Annotated in this window: 14 protein-coding genes and 1 pseudogene; 2 read left to right on the top strand and 13 right to left on the bottom strand. The window is 62.7% G+C overall.

Translation table 11 applies throughout. The annotated features are described in order from the left end of the window. Positions 1 to 31: 31 nt before the first annotated feature. Both CH281_RS09745 and CH281_RS09740 read right to left on the bottom strand, forming a co-directional pair. Complete coding sequence (locus tag CH281_RS09745) at positions 32 to 3112, bottom strand: MMPL/RND family transporter (RefSeq protein ID WP_094693951.1); 3081 nt, start codon at positions 3110 to 3112, stop codon at positions 32 to 34. A gap of 202 nt (positions 3113 to 3314) precedes the next feature. Continuing rightward, a complete protein-coding gene (locus CH281_RS09740; protein ID WP_179274154.1) occupies positions 3315 to 3977 on the bottom strand; it encodes a TetR/AcrR family transcriptional regulator in 663 nt (220 codons plus the stop codon). Positions 3978 to 4578: 601 nt separating this feature from the next. Here CH281_RS09740 and CH281_RS09730 point away from each other — a divergent pair. Continuing rightward, positions 4579 to 4812 (top strand): annotated as a pseudogene (locus CH281_RS09730) (IS110 family transposase); the annotation flags it as partial. Between the two features lie 81 nt (positions 4813 to 4893). On the opposite strand, the gene CH281_RS09725 reads toward CH281_RS09730, so the two are convergent. The 6 genes from CH281_RS09725 to CH281_RS09700 all read right to left on the bottom strand — a co-directional run bounded on the left by CH281_RS09725 (position 4894) and on the right by CH281_RS09700 (position 10086). Beyond that, positions 4894 to 5526, bottom strand: a complete 633-nt coding sequence (locus CH281_RS09725) for a hypothetical protein (protein WP_094693949.1) — start codon at positions 5524 to 5526, stop codon at positions 4894 to 4896. 25 nt (positions 5527 to 5551) lie between these two features. After that, the gene (locus CH281_RS09720; RefSeq protein ID WP_143544781.1) at positions 5552 to 6385 is read right to left on the bottom strand and encodes a hypothetical protein; all 834 of its coding nucleotides are present in this window, start codon (positions 6383 to 6385) and stop codon (positions 5552 to 5554) included. A gap of 120 nt (positions 6386 to 6505) precedes the next feature. Then, positions 6506 to 6985, bottom strand: a complete 480-nt coding sequence (locus tag CH281_RS09715; protein ID WP_052053680.1) for a hypothetical protein — start codon at positions 6983 to 6985, stop codon at positions 6506 to 6508. Between the two features lie 41 nt (positions 6986 to 7026). Further along, the gene (locus CH281_RS27270) at positions 7027 to 9033 is read right to left on the bottom strand and encodes a hypothetical protein (RefSeq protein WP_230598440.1); all 2007 of its coding nucleotides are present in this window, start codon (positions 9031 to 9033) and stop codon (positions 7027 to 7029) included. Then, positions 9030 to 9314: a hypothetical protein gene (locus CH281_RS09705; protein ID WP_052053679.1), complete on the bottom strand. Its 285-nt coding sequence runs from the start codon at positions 9312 to 9314 to the stop codon at positions 9030 to 9032. The genes CH281_RS27270 and CH281_RS09705 overlap by 4 nt, the downstream gene beginning before the upstream one ends. Before the next feature lie 220 nt (positions 9315 to 9534). Further along, positions 9535 to 10086, bottom strand: a complete 552-nt coding sequence (locus CH281_RS09700) for an MspA family porin (protein WP_371828552.1) — start codon at positions 10084 to 10086, stop codon at positions 9535 to 9537. Here CH281_RS09700 and CH281_RS27265 point away from each other — a divergent pair. Further along, positions 10058 to 10288: a hypothetical protein gene (locus CH281_RS27265; protein ID WP_230598449.1), complete on the top strand. Its 231-nt coding sequence runs from the start codon at positions 10058 to 10060 to the stop codon at positions 10286 to 10288. The two genes, CH281_RS09700 and CH281_RS27265, sit on opposite strands and share 29 nt — an antisense overlap. 277 nt (positions 10289 to 10565) lie before the next feature. On the opposite strand, the gene CH281_RS09695 is transcribed toward CH281_RS27265, so the two are convergent. The 5 genes from CH281_RS09695 to CH281_RS09665 all read right to left on the bottom strand — a co-directional run bounded on the left by CH281_RS09695 (position 10566) and on the right by CH281_RS09665 (position 18029). Then, complete coding sequence (locus tag CH281_RS09695; protein ID WP_143544780.1) at positions 10566 to 11300, bottom strand: hypothetical protein; 735 nt, start codon at positions 11298 to 11300, stop codon at positions 10566 to 10568. Positions 11301 to 12384: 1084 nt separating this feature from the next. After that, positions 12385 to 14151: a sigma-54-dependent Fis family transcriptional regulator gene (locus tag CH281_RS09685; RefSeq protein WP_032392920.1), complete on the bottom strand. Its 1767-nt coding sequence runs from the start codon at positions 14149 to 14151 to the stop codon at positions 12385 to 12387. Positions 14152 to 14459: 308 nt separating this feature from the next. Beyond that, a complete protein-coding gene (groL, locus tag CH281_RS09680) occupies positions 14460 to 16109 on the bottom strand; it encodes a chaperonin GroEL (protein ID WP_032392919.1) in 1650 nt (549 codons plus the stop codon). Positions 16110 to 16563: 454 nt separating this feature from the next. Next, a complete protein-coding gene (mimD, locus tag CH281_RS09670; RefSeq protein WP_027494759.1) occupies positions 16564 to 16908 on the bottom strand; it encodes a propane 2-monooxygenase effector subunit MimD in 345 nt (114 codons plus the stop codon). Then, positions 16905 to 18029 (bottom strand): aromatic/alkene monooxygenase hydroxylase subunit beta, encoded by a 1125-nt coding sequence (locus CH281_RS09665; protein ID WP_032366493.1) that lies wholly within the window; start codon positions 18027 to 18029, stop codon positions 16905 to 16907. The genes mimD and CH281_RS09665 overlap by 4 nt, the downstream gene beginning before the upstream one ends. Between the last annotated feature and the right edge of the window lie 9 nt (positions 18030 to 18038).

The following is an 18038-nucleotide window of genomic DNA, read 5'->3' as shown; positions in this document are numbered from 1 at the left end:
TGCTGGGTAGATGGGGGCGGTTGCCATGGCATCACGGGTGACCGGGATGTGCTCGGATGTGCCGGTTCTGCGCTGCTGGTGCCGAGGGCCACCAGATTCGGTTGCCGAGCAGGTGCAGTGCTGCGGGGACGATGACGGTGCGCACCACGGCTATGTCGATCAGCAGTCCGACACCGATGGTGAAGCCGGTTTGCAGCAGTAGCACCACCGAACCTGACATCAGGGCGAACATGGTGACTGCGAATACCACTCCCGCAGTGGTGATCACGCTGCCGGTGGTTCCGAACGTTCGCAGAATCCCACTGGTGGTGCCGCCGGCGCTGGCCTCGCGAACTCGTGAGGCGAACAGCATGCTGTAGTCGGCTCCGACGGCGACCAGGCACATGAACGACACCGGTAGAACCGACCAGTGCAGGCCGATTCCGATGAGGTGCTGCCACAGTAGGACGCTGATGCCGGCAGCTGTGGCGAAGGACAGCAATACGGTAGTCACGAGTAGCGCTGGTGCGACGAGACTCCTGAGGAGGCCTGCCAGGATGACGAAGACGGCGACCGCAGCAACGATCGCGATCAGCAGGAAATCGCGTTCTGCTTGATCGATGATGTCGGCCGTGATCGAGGTGAGGCCGGTGGAGCCGACCTCGGAGTCCGCTAGAGTGCTGCCCTGCAACGAGTTTCGTGCGGCCTGGGAAATGTCACCGACAGTGGCAATGTTGTCGGCGCTGTAGGGGTTTCCCTCCTGCATCACCAACATACGTGCGACGTGACCGTCCGGCGACATCAGCAACTTCGCTCCGGTGACGAATCGCTGGTCCTGTAGGGCGCTCGGAGGTAGATAGAATCCCGATCCGGGTCCGGTGGAGGTATCTCGGCTCATGGATGCCAGATAGTTCGCGGCGTCGCCGAGGCCGTCGGAGAGTTGTCCGGTCAGCGCCACGGTGGTGTCTGTGCCGTCCTTGGCCTGAGAGAGGCCACCGGCTATCTGGTCCATTCCTGTTGCCAGTGCCGACATCCCGTCCTGGAGTCGCTCGAGGTCGGACCGGATCGATTGCGGTGTGCGGCCGCCGAGAGATGCGACTAGCGAATCGATCTCGCCCAGTCCGTTGCGAAGTGTCGGCAGGACGCTGTCGATGGTGTCGACGGTGTCGGGTGGCAGCGCGGTGACGGCTTCGGATGCGGACAGGGCTGCGGTCAGTGCGCCCGAGGTTGCGGCGTCGAGCTGATCGAACAGTGCGCGCCCGGCCGTACAGCCCGGGTTCACGGCGCACTGCGGCGACGGTTCGGGAGAAGCGAACGGGGCCAGCGCATTCTGGAAGTCGTTCACCGCACCCTGGTTCGCCTGGATGGCCGAGGCCAGGGTTCCGAGCGTGCCGGTCAGCGACTGCACCTGGCCGAGTACTTGATCGAGGGTTCGGCCGTCGGCAGTGGTGGCGGTGGTCAGAGCCGTGACGGTAGGCAGCAGATCGATTACCGAATTCGAGAGCGCAACAACTTGATTGGTTCCGTCGACCAATTGGGGCAGCTGTTTCTGAGCATCGAGCGCTCCGTCTCGCAGTTCGGTGATGCCGGATGCCAATCGCTCGAGGTCGGGTTGTGCGTTGGCGATCTGGCCCTGCGCCGCACCCAGGCGGCTGCCGATCATGCCGGTTTGGTAACCGGTTGCAGACTCGGGGAGCGGTTCGCCGTTCGGCCGGGTCAACGACCGCACGTACGCAACGTTCGGCAGGTCCGCCACTGCGACGGCGGCGCGGTCCAATGCTGCGAGATCGGTAGTGGTTCGCAGGTCGTGGTCGGCGCGAATCACCAGGTATTCCGGGACGATCTCGTTGGCCGGAAAGTGTTGGTACACCGCGTCGTATCCCGCCGTGGAGTCGGCGTCGCCCATGATCATGGCGCTGTCGTCCCCGTTGGGGACCATGCCGAGCGCTGGTGCGGCCAACGCTACGAGGGCGAGAACCGACACTGCGGTGAGCGCGCCTGCGCGGCGCAGGATTCGGGTACCGCGCTTGCGCCATTGCCGCTCGTGAGAGACTCGCGGCTCTATCCATCCGCGGCGTCCGAAAATCGCGATCAACGCGGGAGTGAAGGTCACAGACACGGCGAGGGTGACCATCAAACCGATGGCGATCGCCGGCCCGGAGGTGGTGAACATTCCGTTCTTGGCGAAGACCATCGACGTTGCGGCGGCGGCGACGGTCAATGCCGATGCCGTCAGAACGGCTCCCACGTTCGAGCCCGCAGCGACGACCGAACGCAGCGGAGTCTCACCGCGACGACGCGCGTCGTGATACGCCGCCGTTTGGAAGATGGCGTAGTCCGTACCGGACGCGAGGACGAGCGCTGTCATCAATGTGACCGTCAGAGTCGAGACCGGAAGAATCGCATTCCATCCCAGTGCAGACACCACTGCCCGTGATGCCGCCAACGCGGTGCCGATGGTCAGAAGGGGAATCAGCGCAGCCACTACCGACCGGAACGCGATGACCAGCATCAACGTGATCAGCAGCACCGACACCGCCGTGATCAGGACCATCGAAGTATCGACCGCAATGAATTCGTCGACCACCGTCGGTGCCGGACCGGAGAAGTGCACATCCAACCCCTCGGGTGCCGCGACATCTGTAATCGTCGAACGGATGGCCTCGGTGGATCGATGCGCGTCGGCGGTACCGATATCGCCCTGCTCACCGACCGTCACGGTGACGGCCTTGCCGTCGGGGCTGACCGCGAAGTCTCGGGTAGCGGGATCGCCGTACATATCGAGAACGAAAGCCACATGGTCGCGGTCCGCCAACAGGCGGGCGATCAGTTCGGAGTAGTACTTCTGCTCTTGCTCACCGAACCCGTTGTCGCTGGCAAGGACGACAGCACCGACGGCCGTCGATGCCGGTGTGTCGAAGTCGTCCGCCATTCGAACCAGGGCCTGGGTCGAGGGCATATCGGAGGGAACGATCGCTGCAGACTTCTCGGTCGCCGTCTGTTCGAGCTGTGGCGCAACGACATTGAGAGCGGCGACCGCGATCAGCCAGATGCCGACGACCCACCAGGAATGCCTCGCGGCGACCGCGGTGATCGCACCGAAACCAAATTTCCCCACTGCGCGACGAACCATCTGACACCCTCCGTAGTGAGACAGTCATACGTAGTCTGTCTCAGTGTCGGTGACGCTAGCATCGAAGAACGACAGGCACAAGAAGGGCTGCCGAGGCGGTTATGTCGTCTGCTCGGCCATGTTGTCGATGGCGCAGGCCACGCCCAAGGGTGGGGTCATCGATGCGAAAAACGTGTTCAAGGCACTACTGCAGCGGGCAGGTCTACGCCTGCCCGAAGTTCGTGGACGGGCGGAACAGAGGCAGCAGATACCGCTGAACGTAGGCACGGGACGCGTCGGGTGCGGTGAAGTCGACGACGGTTTGTGGGTTGGCGATCAACGACAACGTCAGCCGGGTGGTGATCTCACTGACTGTCCGAAGATGCGTCATGACAGATTCGTCGACCGGTGCCTCGCCGTGGAGTTGGGTCTTCCATAGCTGTGCGGAGAATTCACGTCCCATTGCGATCAGGTCGTCGTCGAACAGGGCCTCCAGGAGCATTTCGCGGTCGGTTTCGCGAAGCCTGTTCAGCATGCGGTTGTCACGGACGAATTCGAGCGTAATCGCCAGTGACGAGGTCAGCGCATCCTCCACGGAGGCTGTGCTGGCCCTCGCTCGAGTAGACGCGTCCATGAAGCGGTTGACTTCCCGCAGGAAGATGGCATCGCGCAGTTCGTCTTTGGAGGCGAAGTAGCGGTACAGCGTCGCGCGTCCGATACGGCCGCGTTTGGCCACATCGCTCATCGTCATACGACGCCAACCGAGAACCGCGATCGCCTCGATCGCCTCGTCGACGATTCGCGCGGCAGCCGGATCGCTCAACGAACGCTGAGCAGTCGGATCAGCACCCAGTAGCGACCGAAACACGCACTGCACCTGCTTCACGAACATTCCTGCCCTGTCGGTTCTTCACGACCCAGACCGCGAAGACTACCCGAGCGCCCGCATCACAACAGTCGCGGCGAGATCAGCGGCGGTGCACTACTCACCGACTCTGGGCTCGGATTCCGCAGGCTCGAGGGCGTACCGGATGAGTCGCCCGTGCACATCAAGGGGGACCAGCGCCCGATCGGGCCTGCACAATCGACTGAACAAACGACGCCGATACTCATCGATGTCGATCCCGAACTCGACAAAGACATCAGCAGGCGACGCGCCCCCGAACGGCTCCCACTGCACAGCGAACGCGACCAGCGCATCGCTCAGTTCGAGACCCCCGCCCGTCACGTCGCCCCCGGCTTTCCGTCAGCAGCGACTGGATTGTGTCGCGACTGAGCTTTTATGTCGACAGAATCGTGAATGTAAGTGTTACTTCGCGTTGCAGACATATCGAAATCAAAGCAGACACCGCACCGTTTTGCCACGCGAACGGCCCAGCTGGACGGTCCGACCACATAGGAACCCGTTCGTCTCCGGTCGCTCCGCGCTTTTGACTTCGTATGCGGTGTACGTCCCGTCGGGTTCTCGGCGAGCTCATCGTCAAGACAAGGCCGCGTTGCGGCGAATGTTCGACGATCTGAGCCGTCACGGGAAGCTGCTGGTGATCGTCGACCGACCACGCAACATCGGCGCACACCCGGTTGTGGTTGCTTGCGATTGCGGAATCGATGCCGCCTACCTACCCGGGCTGCGTATGCGACGCATTGCCGACCTGTATCCCGGCAGGGGAAAGACCGACGCCAAAGATGCGTTCATCGCTGACGCGGCGCGCACACTCCCGTTGTTCTCACCGTTGGGGCCCCTGCCGCCGGTGGGGATGGAGATGCCGGTCTGACCGGTCCATCGATACGGGTCGAGAAGGTCAGGGACGCACCGGTTTCGGCCACGCTGTCGCATCCTTGGCAGTCACCTTCGGATGCGCGACGATCACCGCGATGAACGCCGCAACCGACATACCCAAACCATGCGACAACGTCGCAACCACCCTGTCACCCTCGAGCCATGCACTCGGATCCTCTTCGAGGAAATAACGAAACTGAGTATTCGACCGACCCAACAGGTGCGCAACGACACCGGGCCCGGTCGTGCCGTTCCACATCCACGCCACGCTGCCCAGGTAACGGCCGCTGCGCCACGTCCGAAACGAATCGAGCACCCCCGCTGCGTAGCCTTTCACCGCATCCTCGAACCGGCCGAACGTCACCGACCCACCCTCGAGGTTGCGCTCGTCGCCCGACATCACCGCATACCCACGCACAACCTTGCGCACCCCTTGATACCCGGTGAAGTACCCACCACGACTGCGTGGGAATTCGGTCACGACATACCCGTCACCGGAAAACACCGGGTCGGTCCACTCCACCCCGAACGCAGCAACAATCACCGACCGCAAATACTCCACCGCCGCCGTGAACTGAGCCACCTCGCCATCGGTCAACGCCCCCGCCCCGTGGGGGTTGTTCTCCTCCGCCTCACGAAGAGGGTTCCTGGTCATGTTCGCTCCTGACTGGATGTGTTTCTCACGATGCCGAACCAGCCATACCGGGTCGAAGGGTCAGGGTCGCACCGGTTTCGGCCATGCTGTCGCATCCTTGGCAGTCACCTTCGGATGCGCGACGATCACCGCGATGAACGCCGCAACCGACATACCCAAACCATGCGACAACGCAGCCCCACTCCGCCCCCCCTTCGAGCCATGCACTCGGCTCCTCGTCGAGGAAATAACGAAACTGTGTATTCGACCGATTCAACTGGTGCGCAACGACACCGGGCCCGGTCGTGCCGTTCCACATCCACGCCACACTGCCCAGCTGAGGGCCACGGTGTGGCATCCGAAACGGACGAATCACCCCCGCTGCGTAGCCTTTCACCGCATCCTCGAACCGGCCGAACGTCACCGACCCACCCTCGAGGTTGCGCTCATCGCCCGACATCACCGCATACCCACGCACAACCTTGCGCACCCCTTGATACCCGGTGAAGTACCCACCACGACTGCGTGGGAATTCGGTCACGACGTACCCGTCACCGGAAAACACCGGGTCGGTCCACTCCACCCCGAACGCAGCAACAATCACCGACCGCAAATACTCCACCGCCGCCGTGAACTGAGCCACCTCGCCATCGGTCAACGCCCCCACCCCGTGGGGGTTGTTCTCCTCCGCCTCACGAAGAGGGTTCCTGGTCATCGCTGCTCCTGAGTGGGTGTTCGGCAAGGTGCTGGTCGACGTCTCCAGCGAATAGCTCAGGTGATGACCGGCAGGTGGACCATGGAAAATGGCCCGCCTGCCGACAGGGAGCTTCCAATAGTATTGTTGCTCAACGTTTCTGGGGTCGGCGGCACTGACGGACACCGCAACATCGGAAGCCGCGACTTCGGGGTGATCGCGCTCGAGCGCGCCCGGCTCAGTCGTCGATGCGGGCAACCACAAGTCGGGTGCACGCCCGGTCGGATCGGAGCAGTCGACGAGGTCTCAGGTTCTGTAGAAAGCGTCGAGGTCGAATTCGCGGAGATGGTGCTTCGTGCGGTCGATGTCTCCGGTGGTGGCCCAATCGAAGAACAACTGCGTGGCATCGTCAGCGGTGAACACCTCTTCGGGGTACACGGTGAGGGAGCGTTTGCCGCTGAAGAAGGGGATTCCGACGGTGGGTTCGCCATGACGAGGGCCGGGTCGGCCGATGACGAACAGGCGATGAACACCGTCGATGGGAAACCTCAATTCGACCGACATCGCTCGCGCTGACCCAGCTGCTTGGATGTAGCTTTCGCTCATCGCGGTTTTCTCGTCGTCGCTGAGATCCTCGTAGTACCGGCCCTCTGGGACCTTCGAGACCGTCAACGCAGACCGCTGCATTCCATCGAACCGCGAGAGTAGCTGCCCGAACTGCCATGGAAAATCGATTCGATGTGCAATGGATTGCTGTTTGCCGCCGTTGGACACGAACAGAAACATTGAGCTCCTTGGATGTTGAGTGCCGTCTGAAAAGTGAGTGATCATCCCGCTAGGTCTTGGACTTCGACTATTTTGATCGTCTTGCCGTTCAGTGTGGCGGTTGCGGGGTTCTCCGGGGAGACGAGGTCGTCGAACGCGCGCTGGCCGGCCGTTTTACGAGCGGTTCCGCTCTTGACTTCGTACGCGGTGTACGTCCCGTCTGGGTTTTCGGCGAGCCCATCGTAGTACCTGCCGTTTCTGGCTCCATCGACAGTGGACCGGACCTGTCGCCGTTCGATCGTTTCGCCGGTTAGCTCTTCACGTTCGTCGAGTGCGGCTTGTTCGGCTTCCTTGCCGCTCCGGCCGTCGTTGCCGTCGGCGTAATGTCCGCCGAGGTCTCGTCCGTCTCCGCGGTCGAGCGCCATTCCCGCGATGAACAAGCCTCCGGCGAGGACTGCGAGTCCGATGGCGGCAGGGACTCCGATACCAGTCTCACCGGCCCCCACTGCGCCGATAGCGACAGCACCGGCGGCGCGGGAGAGGGAGTCGCTTGTCGTCGGGGCCGCGGAGAGCTGTTGTTCGACCTCGGCCTGCGTCGCAGCATCGTCAGCGGATTGCTCGGCGGTGGCTTGGTCTTCGGCCATTTGCTGATAGGTGTCGGTGGTGGCTTCGGTGGTGTACGGCAGACCGGCATCGGTGCCGGTGCCGGTGTAGCGCTTGGTGGTGCCGCCGCCTTGGTCGACGGTGAGGTCGGTACCGTCTTTGACGGTGTCGGTGGTCGGTTGGTACGGGCTGTATCCGGGGTCGGGAGCACCGACGACGGCGATACCGCCGGGTTGACCGCTGATCGCATCCTGCCCGTTGTACAACGGTGTCGCGGTGATCGATCTGCCGGTGGCTGCGTTCTCACCGCCGGACAAGGGGTCGGCCAGGATCGGATACAGAATGTTCTCGATGCCCACGGTGTCGACGATTTGGACGAGGTGTCCGTCGCGGATCTCGTAGTGCGTGGGAATCGGTGTGCCGTCGGCGTCGTACGCCCACGGCGCGGCGACCGTCGACACCGGGTTTCCGTCGGCGTCGACAACGGTCACCGAACCGTCCGGACCGACCGACATGCGTCCCCCGGGCGGCACGTCGACAGGAATCACCGATTCGTGCGAGGACGACGGGTCGTGGATGAGGAAGAACGTGCGGCGACCCCCACCCGGATCGGGGACGGTGATCTTCGACTGCCCACCAGGGGCATACGCGATCAACGGCGAAGCAACAGTGCCGACCGCTTGGGAGAGAATCGATTCCGGAGTCCGAGGGCTGAACGGTCCGGGCCGCCCACGCACTCCGATCCCGGCTGCGGTGAACGCGGCGGCACCGACCAACACGAGTTCGAGATACCTGTCACGATCTGCACCCTCCCCGGCTACCGAGGATCCAGCTTCCGAAACCGGTTGCGCTGGTGCGGTATTGGCAGGTATCGGCCCGGGGCCACGATCGGGTACCGCGGTGGGTGCAGTCGATCCAGCAGGCTGCGACGATGTCGGCGCACCACCACTGGTCGCCGTCGCAGCCGGGACGCCTGCAGGACTCTCGACACCTGGGGCTGCTGGTGCGCCGGGTGTTGCGGTCTGCGCCACCCCGGGCGCAGGCACGGGCACAGGCACGATGGGGGTGCCGTTGTAGGTGGGAAAGTTCGTCGGTGCGTTCGCCCCGACGTTCGGGCCACCGCCGGGTGCTTGCGCGCCCGGTAATCCCGCGGTGCTCGTCGGCGGAGCAGTCGTGGTCGTGGGCGGTGCGGTCAGGCACGGGTTGATGTACTCGGGCGGGATCGGAGAGCCCGGCGGTAAGGAGGCAATCAGGTTCAGGTAGATCTGATGATCCCGCGCCCGCACCGCCACACAATCTTCTTCCGGTGTCGCATACGCCGGCCCTGCTGTGAGCACGATCGCGGCACCGATCACTGAGGCGGTCCCGGTCAACAATGCTCCGGCAGCGAGGACTCCCGCCACCGACCTGCGTAGCGCCGGCTTCCTCGTTTCCGCAGGCGGTTTCGATATAGGTTCCGGTGTCATCGGTGGTCCTGGGCCGCCGTCTTCCGGACCGTGGCAACCACTCTGTCTGCGCCCCACCAGAACACCCGTCCGGCGATCGACATCCACAGAAAGAACGCCAGATACACCAGGATCGTCCCGTGATCGGCAGCCCACCCGGCGAGGTGTCCGATCACCGCGAACGCCACAATCAGCAACCCGAGCCCGAACAGTGTCGCGATCACCGCCGTCGACATCTGGTTCCGTGCTGCGCCGACGCGGCGGGTCGGTGGGGTCATCGGGTCGGCCGGTGAAGTGGTCATCGAAAGTGAATGCCTTTCTCTACCAGACAGAAACGCGGGACTCGAGATATCCGCAACCGGGAACGCCACCGACCACAGTCGTCGCTGCTGCGGCCACAGCCGCGGCTTTGTTCATACGTGCGTCGAACATGGAGTACTCCCTGTGAATGATCAGGTTCGATGGGCTCGAACACTGTTGGGTAACAGCCTCAGTGCTGTTTCGATGAAATCGAGACGTCGGTCAGAGCCAAGTGGGGTCGGAGTACACGAAAACACTGTTGTCCGAGGTCGCTGTCGACACCGCGAACTGCGCGTAGGAGCGGATCGTGACCGGTCCCAGGCAGGCATCGACCTTCACATGCACGTTCTCCGCCGTGATCGAGGCCTTGGAGGTTTCGAGATTCTTCTTGCCGAGCGGAATCGTGGTGATCGTTCCTGGAGCGATGGTGGCCTGGATGTTCGGGTTCACCGAAGCATTGACACCGATATTTGCCGAGGGAACCCCAGAGATGGACACACCCACCGACGGACCGAACGAAAAGCCAAGTCCCAAGCCGAGACCGGACGAGACATCGATCTGACACCCGATCTGCAACCCCTGCTCGATGTACCCCGTTTTCACCGCGCTATCACCGGCACCGGCGACGGTGCCGGTCACCTTTGCCGACACGAACCCCTCGCGCGTGAACGCCGTAGTCGCCAGGTTCGGAACTGGGTTCGCCGATAGTTTGCTCGCTGTGAGATCGAGGATCCATCCGTCATCGGTGACCGTGCTCGAAAACTTGTCGGCCAATGGCGTCGGGGTTGCTGCTGCACTGCCTGCGAACGCAAGCGAACCCGCGGCCAATAACGTCGAAAGAACCGCCGGAATAGCGATTCTCTTCACCGTGCGGCGGCTCCGCGCCGTCCTCGATGTGGACGTTCTGCTTGTCGTTGTTTCCATTTTGTTGTCTCCCTCGGCGGACCGGAAAGGCCAGGACTATCGATGTTGCTGAATGTTTGCTGATCATTTTGGATGGCACGCTACAACACCACACCGGCATTCGACCAGTTCGCGAGGTTCGAATGGCCCACGAATAGCCGTACTTGGAGTTACAAGAACATTTCGGCAAGTCGTGGACCAGGCGGTTTGCTTACCGGACGAGGGTGGCAGGGCTCACAATTGCCAGTCCCGAACACGGCCGAATCGCATTCACCGTGCCCGTGAGGGTGGGCTGTATCCGACGCGACCAAGATCGGTCTCAATGGCAAGCGAGGATGGGGAACGTGCGGTCACTCGCCTCGCGCCGGTGTGGGATCGCTCGGACCACCAATCCGGGGCGGGGAGAACTGCGCGCGCAGTGCGCGCCACCGATCGAGGATTTCGCGCAGACGATGCTGCGACTGTGGCTTCGCCAGCTCTACAACTGACTCACACAGCCAAGGCTCGAGATGCCGCAACGCCATGTCCGCCCGCGCCGAGCCGGACTCGTCTGCGAGTACCTCCAGCAGATTTTCGCGCAGCAGCCGTACCAGCTTTTCCTGGTCGATCAGCTCGGGCCCACTCGGTGTCGACGGGCCGGGATTTACATCGCTCCGCCGCTGCAGCTCAACGTCGAAACGACGTGCACTCGCCTCGATCACAGCCGCAACGGCATCGGAGTCCACGCCGCCCGGTAGAGCTGCGATCACCTGTGCCGCTGCAGCTTCGAAGCATGCCCATCCCTGACGGTCACTGGTGCGGTGCCACCACGCCATGGCGGCTGCCCGGTCCCATACCTCGACCAGCTCACGCTCACGCTTGGGTAGAGCCCGCATTGCGTCGCCGATCGCGAACCATTGATGCTGACACCGTCTGCGCGCTTCGTCCGCAGCCCACTGATCGTCGGCACTGCCAGTAATCTGCGCAGTCCGCGCCAATTTCTGATGCTCTATCAACGCCTTTCGCGCCTCTTCCACCACGGCTGCGATCTCTACCCGCGCGGCCCTGCGGCGCGCAGATAGCCACCACATCAGTACCTTCATCACACCACCAATGCTGCCCTCTCTCGCAACACAATTGGAGGGCCGGAAGACGGGACTATCTCACACCGACCAATCCACGGACAGGCCGCTCCGCACAGGGCGCGGGCGTTCGACAGCGGTCAGGGACAGCCCCCCAGAGGACCGAGACCCGGTCCCCTCCGAACCCAGTCCATCGGGTCGGCAGGCGATAGCTGCTGTCGTAGAACAATTCCGAGCGGCTAGTGCTCTCGCCGTGCACGAGCTCGAGTGTTGCCGCATTCGGCGGCTACCGCGTCGACAGTGAAGCGGGCGTTGCCGCCGGCTCACTCGCGGTCATCGATGTCACTGTGCCCTGACGGCGTCACCCGCGACGACATCACTGTCGTCCGCGAATACGAGCACACCCGTATCGAGTGCAACGGCCCACCGGTGTGGCTGTGCCCACTCTCGCCCGAGCTGCTCAGTGGGAATCAACGAGTCTGCGAAATCTTCGACAAGGGTCCCTTTGCTGATACCTCCTTCGCGTCGAATTTGGACTTTGTCACCAACCTTGTGGCCAATTTGTGTGTTACTCCGCGTCCCAGTCATGGCGATATTGAATCAGACAACACCCTCATGCGCCTGCGTGGAACGCCGCGATCGGACGCTGTGTGACGTATTCGTGCCCGTTTGGCGGCTTGGTGCGCAGGTTTTCAATCAGCTGGACGCCTTCCGATATGAAGTCGAACACCGATCGCCAAAACCCCTGCGGCGGTGGTCCGCTCCTGTTCGGCACCGCTGAAGCGCCAGCCGAGTGAAGCCGGAAACATCGACGCAGTGCCACGAGGCGTCTCGTGGCGCGGGTGGCCCCGAGTGCACGTGCCAAATTGCGCCAGCGCACCCGGCTCCTCGCAGTCGATACGACCTCGTCAATGTGTCCGATCACGCAGACACCTGGGCGGGCAAACGTGGTTGGACTGAGCTAGACCTTCGAGGTCGCTCGAACCCACAACCCACTCGGTTCGAATTCCTTCGGGCGCACAGAAGAAGATGCCCCGAACTGCAGCGATGCGGTTCGGGGTTTTTTCGTCGAGCATCCGAGCTGCGGCCGGCTCGGCATCTGGTCTGTCTAGAACTCGATCCCGAATTCTCGGATTTTTCGGTAGATCGTGGCCCGTGACATTCCGAGGGCATCCGCGGCGGCCTGTTTGTTCCCACCGTTTTCCTCGAGGCTGCGCACTATTGCGTCTCGGTTCATTGCCTCTATCGGGGTGAGGGTTCTGCGGCTTACCGCCCGGACGGACGGTGGCAGCTTGTCTGCCTCGACGACCCCTGAACGTTGACTCTGCACGACCTGCTGGAGCACGTCGCGGAGCTGTCCGACATTGCCGGGCCAGCTGTATTTGGTCAGCTGACGGACCGCAGCCGCGGACAGTGACAGCTCCTGGCCGCGACTGACTTGGCGCAGTAGGTAGGGAATCAACTTGTGGAGGTCTTCGATGCGGTGTCGAAGGGCGGGTACGTGCACGGTGTGGCCGAAGAAGGGAAGTATCAGTGCCTCGCTTCCGGCGCTCTGCGTACCGGTTCCGATGGTGGCTCCCATCCATCCGGCGTGTTCGCGCCCTTGAATCAGGCTCGCGATCTCTTGCTGGACAGAGTTCGGAACCAGGTCGAGGTCGCGAATGATGACGCTGAATTCGTCCTGTTCGATCTCGGTTTCGAGCGCCCGCATCCCTGCGTCCCCGTCGGCGAGTTCGGCTGCGGTGACGAAGTGTGTGCCCCTGGAAATATGCTGTTGCGCCGCAGCTTTGAGGACCGCGAATCGGCCCGAGCCGGATTCGCCTGCCACCACGGCCCATTCGTGCCTGCGAACGCACTGCGACACGTCTCGGGTCGCGCGCCTCCACGATGCGCTGTCTCCCACGATGCCGGGCAGCGACCTGATGCCCTCGATGGCTATCGCCGCCGGACCGGCTGTGTCGTTGAGGTAGGCGTGGTACACCGCCACACCGTGTCGAGGTGCAAGGGCGTCGTCGTGGAACGGCGACAACCTGACGGTCTGCCCACCGGGCAGGGTCAGCAGATACTTGCTGTTGTCGGTGTGGACGCTCAGATCGACGGCGTGCTCGAGCAAGGCGGCTTGGTCTTGCGGGGTAAGGGCATTGCGTAGCTTGCGATTGAGCAGGACGATGTCGTCGCCGAGTGCCAGAACTCCGACCTGTTGGGATCGCCGGCACGCTTTGAGATAGGTGTTGAGCAGAGCGGTCTGCTCCTGACTCGATTGGGACAGCAGTCGACCTTCGATCTGTGCCGTCGCCGATTGCGCAAGTGTCACCAGGAGTGGAGCTCCGTCGTCGATCCACCCGGTCACGTCGAGAACGCCGACGACGAGTCCGGATATGGGATGAACGATGGGGACGCCGGCGCACACCAACCCGCCCAAGCTCTCGACGTAGTGTTCGGCTCCGTAGACCAGAGTCGGTTGGCGAGTCTCGAGCGCTGTGCCGATGCCGTTGGTTCCGGCATATTCTTCCGAGTAGCTGAAGCCCGGTGCGAGATTGACGTTGTCCAAATTGTCCAGCAGTGGCTTGCTACCGGCCACGCGGTCCAACACCACACCGTCGGCCGAGGTGAGGATCACCGAGATCGGCTCGTCCACCAAACCTGTTGCGAGCTGGCGAAGTACGGGCGCTGCGGCGACGACGAGAGGGCTGTCCAAGTCGGGTTCGCGAACGAAGGGCAGGTGCAGAATGTCGGGTTGGATGTTCAGTGCGCGCGATCGTTCCCACGAGAACGAGATCTGGTCTCGGACCGCGTCGTCGAACTCGTTCTCTACGAAGAACTTGTCACGCGCTCTCGAGAGATCGCGTCCGCCCTGTCTTGCCAAAGCCGCCACCTACCCACAAACAATCGAGGAAACTCAATTACCGCCTGCGCGTGAATAATTCGGCGTAGGTGTTCTGCGGGGATCGAGTCTACCCGTCGAAAAGCGTGGCGTCTGCGGTTTTTGGTACTCGGCTGCGGCAGGCGCCTCGGGGCCGATATGAATGCCGGTCAGAACTCGCAGCACGACTCGAAGGTCGTGATCGGTCAGCTCGCGTCGCGGATTCGATGAGGACATCGTGGTTGTCTCCTTGGTGCGGCTCGGGGATCGGCGTCCTCACTGCGATGCCGACCCCCGAGTAGCGTGAAACTTGTTAGGTTTCAGTAGATGTTCGAGGGGCGGACCATTCCTTCGGCGAGATCGCCGAATCCGGGGGCCATGATCGCGCCCGGATTGCCGAATACCTCTTCCACCACTGCGGTTTCGGTGGTGATCAGCAGCGCTGCAATGGAAGCCGCACTTTCGAGCGCCGCACGCGTCACTTTGAAGGGATCGATCACTCCGTCGTCGAACATGTCTCCGTATTCGCCGGTGAGCGCATTGAAGCCATGGCCCAGTGGCAGTCCGGACACGATCTCCACGACGTCGTCGCCTTCGTAGCCGGCGTTGATGGCGATCCATCGAAGTGGTTCGGTGAGCGCTTTGCGGACCACTTCGGCACCGATCGCCTGGTCTCCGGTCAGCTCCAACTCGCCGAGGGCGCGATGGGACTGCGCCAACGCGGTACCTCCGCCGGAGACGATCCCGGATTCCAGAGCTGCTCGAGACGCCGCCAGGGCATCCTCGACACGCAGCATGCGTTCCTTGAGCTCGACACTGGTGGCCCCGCCTACCTTGACCACGGCCACCCGGCCGGTCAGTCGTGCGATCCTCTGCTCGAGGCTGTCCCGGTCACCGTCGATCTTGGAGCGCTCGAACTGCGACTCGAGCTGAGCCACGCGTGCGTCGAGCAGCTTGGGATCGCCCCGGCCACCGACAATGGTGGTCGAGTGCTCGGTGACGGTGATGCGGTCGCACGAGCCCAGTTGGTCGAGCGAGACCTCGAACAGCTCGAGTCCGGTGTCCTTGGCGATGACCTGACCCCCGAGTGACACGGCCAAATCTTGGAGTTCTGCGACGCGGCGATGTCCGAAGCCCGGTGCTCGCACCACGACGGACTGCATCGTGTTGTGCATGTTCCCACCGACCAACAGCTGCAGCGCCGGTCCATCGACGTCCTCGGCGATGACGACCAGGGGACGATCTGCTCGCTTTGCGGCTTCGATGCTCGGCATGATGTCCTGGACCTGATTGATCTTCTTGTTGGTCAACAGAATGACCGGATTTTCGTGGACGGCTTCTGCACGCTCGTGGTCGGTGATCATGTAGCCGGAAATGAACCCGTGATCGAACTCGATGCCGTCGACCACGTCGACCGACATCCCGAGAGTGTCGCTTTCCTCGGTGGTGACGATGCCCGACTTACCCACGTACTCCACGGCTTTGGCCACGCACTGGCCGATGGCGTCGTCGTCGCTGGCCGCCAGTGTCGCGATGCGCTCGAGGTCTGCATTGCCGACCACCTCGACGGCTTGAACGCGCAAGGAATCGACGACGGCCGAGACTGCGGTCTCGATGCCTCGGCGCAGACGCATCGGGTTGGCACCGGCGTCCACTGCTCGCAGCCCCTCCCGCACCATCGCTTGGGCGAGCACGGTGGCAGTGGTGGTTCCGTCGCCGACCACTCCGTTCGTCTTCATCGCCACCTCTTTGACCAGCTGCGCACCCATGTTCGCAAACGGGTTGCTGAGCTGAATCTCTTTCGCGATCGTGACGCCGTCGTTGGTGATAGTCGGTGGGCCCGTGAGCTTCTCGAGCACGGCGTTGCGCCCCTTCGGGCCCAGAGTCACCTTGACCGCGTCGGCGAGTGCGTTGACGCCTTGCTCCAGTAAAGCGCGCGCCTCGGTGTTGAACCGTAGTTCTTTGGCCATGACGTATTCCCTTCGAGTGGTGTGATGTGCGGTCGGTTCGGTTCACGGGGTCAGAGCGTGGACTATCCGGACGAATGTCGAAGCCCTCTTCGTTCTTCCGGCATCATGGGTTTGCCGCTCTCGTCCACGAAGACGCGACTGTTGGGACAGATGCTCAGCCCGAGCGCGCTCCGCCGTCGCAACAACGCTGTGGTGTGTGTTTCGCCTCTGATATCGCGGAGTGTCAGGGAACGAACACGATCGGTACCTTCTCCGGTGCGAGCCAGATGCTCAGCGATCGAACGATCCAGAACCGCGAAGTATGCGTCGAGACAGGCAGTCTCGTCGACCTCATCGGTGCCCACGGCAGCGAAGAGGTCTTGGTCGACGTCGGTTTCGTACATCTTCGAATCTCCCACTCGTGTCGGTTCGGGGCTGCGCATCGATAGCCGGCGCTCGATCGGCCGAAGCGAGATCAGGGCCGTTCGGCGAGATCGAACCCGATGTACTTGGCGGCGTCCTCGGGGCTGGCGAAGAGCATCGTCTTGTCGTCGAGGTGCACCATCCGGCCGTAATGCGTCGAGCTGATCTCCTCGAAGACCGACCCGTCGAATTCCTGGCCGAGTGCATCGGTCAGCTCGTCGTAGTCGAACGAGAGGAGTTTGGTGCCGTCGACGCGGATCATCGAGGGATACTCGGTGAGCTCGACGCCGTCCTTGTCACCCATCACCTCGGCAACCACACGTCCGACCGGCGTGTTCATCAGCGTCACACCGCACTTGTTGGAGAACTCCGTGTCCGATCCGAAATGCATGGTCATAGTGCCAACTCCTGCGGGATGTCGAGGCCGAGTGATTCGAGCAGAACGGTGAATTTGGCGATCGCCGCGTCCAAGCTGGTCGCGAACGTCACGGCCTTGTCCGCGGGCTGCGACCAGATGGGTTGCAATGCGCGTGCGGCGGCGAGACATCTCGGTACCCACAGCGACATCCACTCGCCGAACAGTGCGCGATTGGCTTCGCCGTGTTCCGGGTCGTGTGTGAGCAGCTGGAACAGCGTCCGGGTGTAGTTGAGGTCGCGGTCGTAGTCGTGCTCGCCGGTACCGACGATGGTCGGGGTGATGTAGTCGCCGTTGCGGGCGGAAATCTGCATCACCAGTTCGGTGCGGAACAGGGAGCCGACGAGCTGCTCGAAGACGATGTTGGTTGCGAAGAGCAATTCGCACCAATCCGGCACAGCCGTCAGCTGTTCCACGACCTCACGTGTCGGCTGCCACTCGGGTGCGCTCTTCCACACCTCCATGTGGGCCGAACCGTCGAAGGAGACATCGGCTTCGGACAGATCGAGATTGAACAATGCGAGATCCTGTGCGAACCGCATCTTGTGGGCGGCGTTCACCGCAACGGCCGTGTTGATCATGTTCGTCGGCCCCGAACGCTGAATGGACGTGAACACATGCAGTGCCAGTCCATTTTCCGCGTGCATCCACGCGCCGACGTTCCGCTCGATGAACTTCAGCCACGGGGTGTTCCAGCCGGCGTAGGCACGGGCCCGCTTGGCGTTGCTCAGACACAGCTCGACCTGATGCACGACCGCGGAGTTGTTGCGGAAGATCGTCTGGTCCCATTCTTCGTTGGGATCCAGAAATTGGTGCCAGTTCGAGGATTTCGCGACCGTCCACTCCTGTGGGTAACCGCCCGGGCCGTCGCCGAAGCCGTAGATCCACCCTTGCGTGAGGTGCCGATCCGGGTCCGGCTGAACGTCGACGGTCACGTCCTCGTACATCGTTGCCCGACGTTTGGCCGGTGTGTAGTAGCTGTACGTACGGCTTCTCGAACTGGGGAACTCCTTGGCTCCGGCCTCGGAGTCGGTGAATTCGATTGTGGGGAAGCTGCGTTGCTTCGGCTCCGTCGTGGCAGTCGAGTCTGTGGTGGCAGTCATGTCTGGCCT

It is taken from the genome of Rhodococcus sp. 06-221-2 (assembly GCF_002258365.1).
Taxonomy (GTDB): Bacteria; Actinomycetota; Actinomycetes; order Mycobacteriales; family Mycobacteriaceae; genus Rhodococcoides; species Rhodococcoides fascians.
This window is presented reverse-complemented; position numbering and strand designations above follow the sequence as displayed.

Bases quoted from the DNA above. Each gene is read 5' to 3' on its own strand.
- CH281_RS09745 (WP_094693951.1), bottom strand. From the start codon at position 3,112: ATGGTTCGTCGCGCAGTGGGGAAATTTGGTTTCGGTGCGATCACCGCG.
- CH281_RS09725 (WP_094693949.1), bottom strand. From the start codon at position 5,526: ATGACCAGGAACCCTCTTCGTGAGGCGGAGGAGAACAACCCCCACGGG.
- CH281_RS09715 (WP_052053680.1), bottom strand. From the start codon at position 6,985: ATGTTTCTGTTCGTGTCCAACGGCGGCAAACAGCAATCCATTGCACAT.
- CH281_RS27270 (WP_230598440.1), bottom strand. From the start codon at position 9,033: ATGACACCGGAACCTATATCGAAACCGCCTGCGGAAACGAGGAAGCCG.
- CH281_RS09705 (WP_052053679.1), bottom strand. From the start codon at position 9,314: ATGACCACTTCACCGGCCGACCCGATGACCCCACCGACCCGCCGCGTC.
- groL (WP_032392919.1), bottom strand. From the start codon at position 16,109: ATGGCCAAAGAACTACGGTTCAACACCGAGGCGCGCGCTTTACTGGAG.
- mimD (WP_027494759.1), bottom strand. From the start codon at position 16,908: ATGACCATGCATTTCGGATCGGACACGGAGTTCTCCAACAAGTGCGGT.
- CH281_RS09665 (WP_032366493.1), bottom strand. From the start codon at position 18,029: ATGACTGCCACCACAGACTCGACTGCCACGACGGAGCCGAAGCAACGC.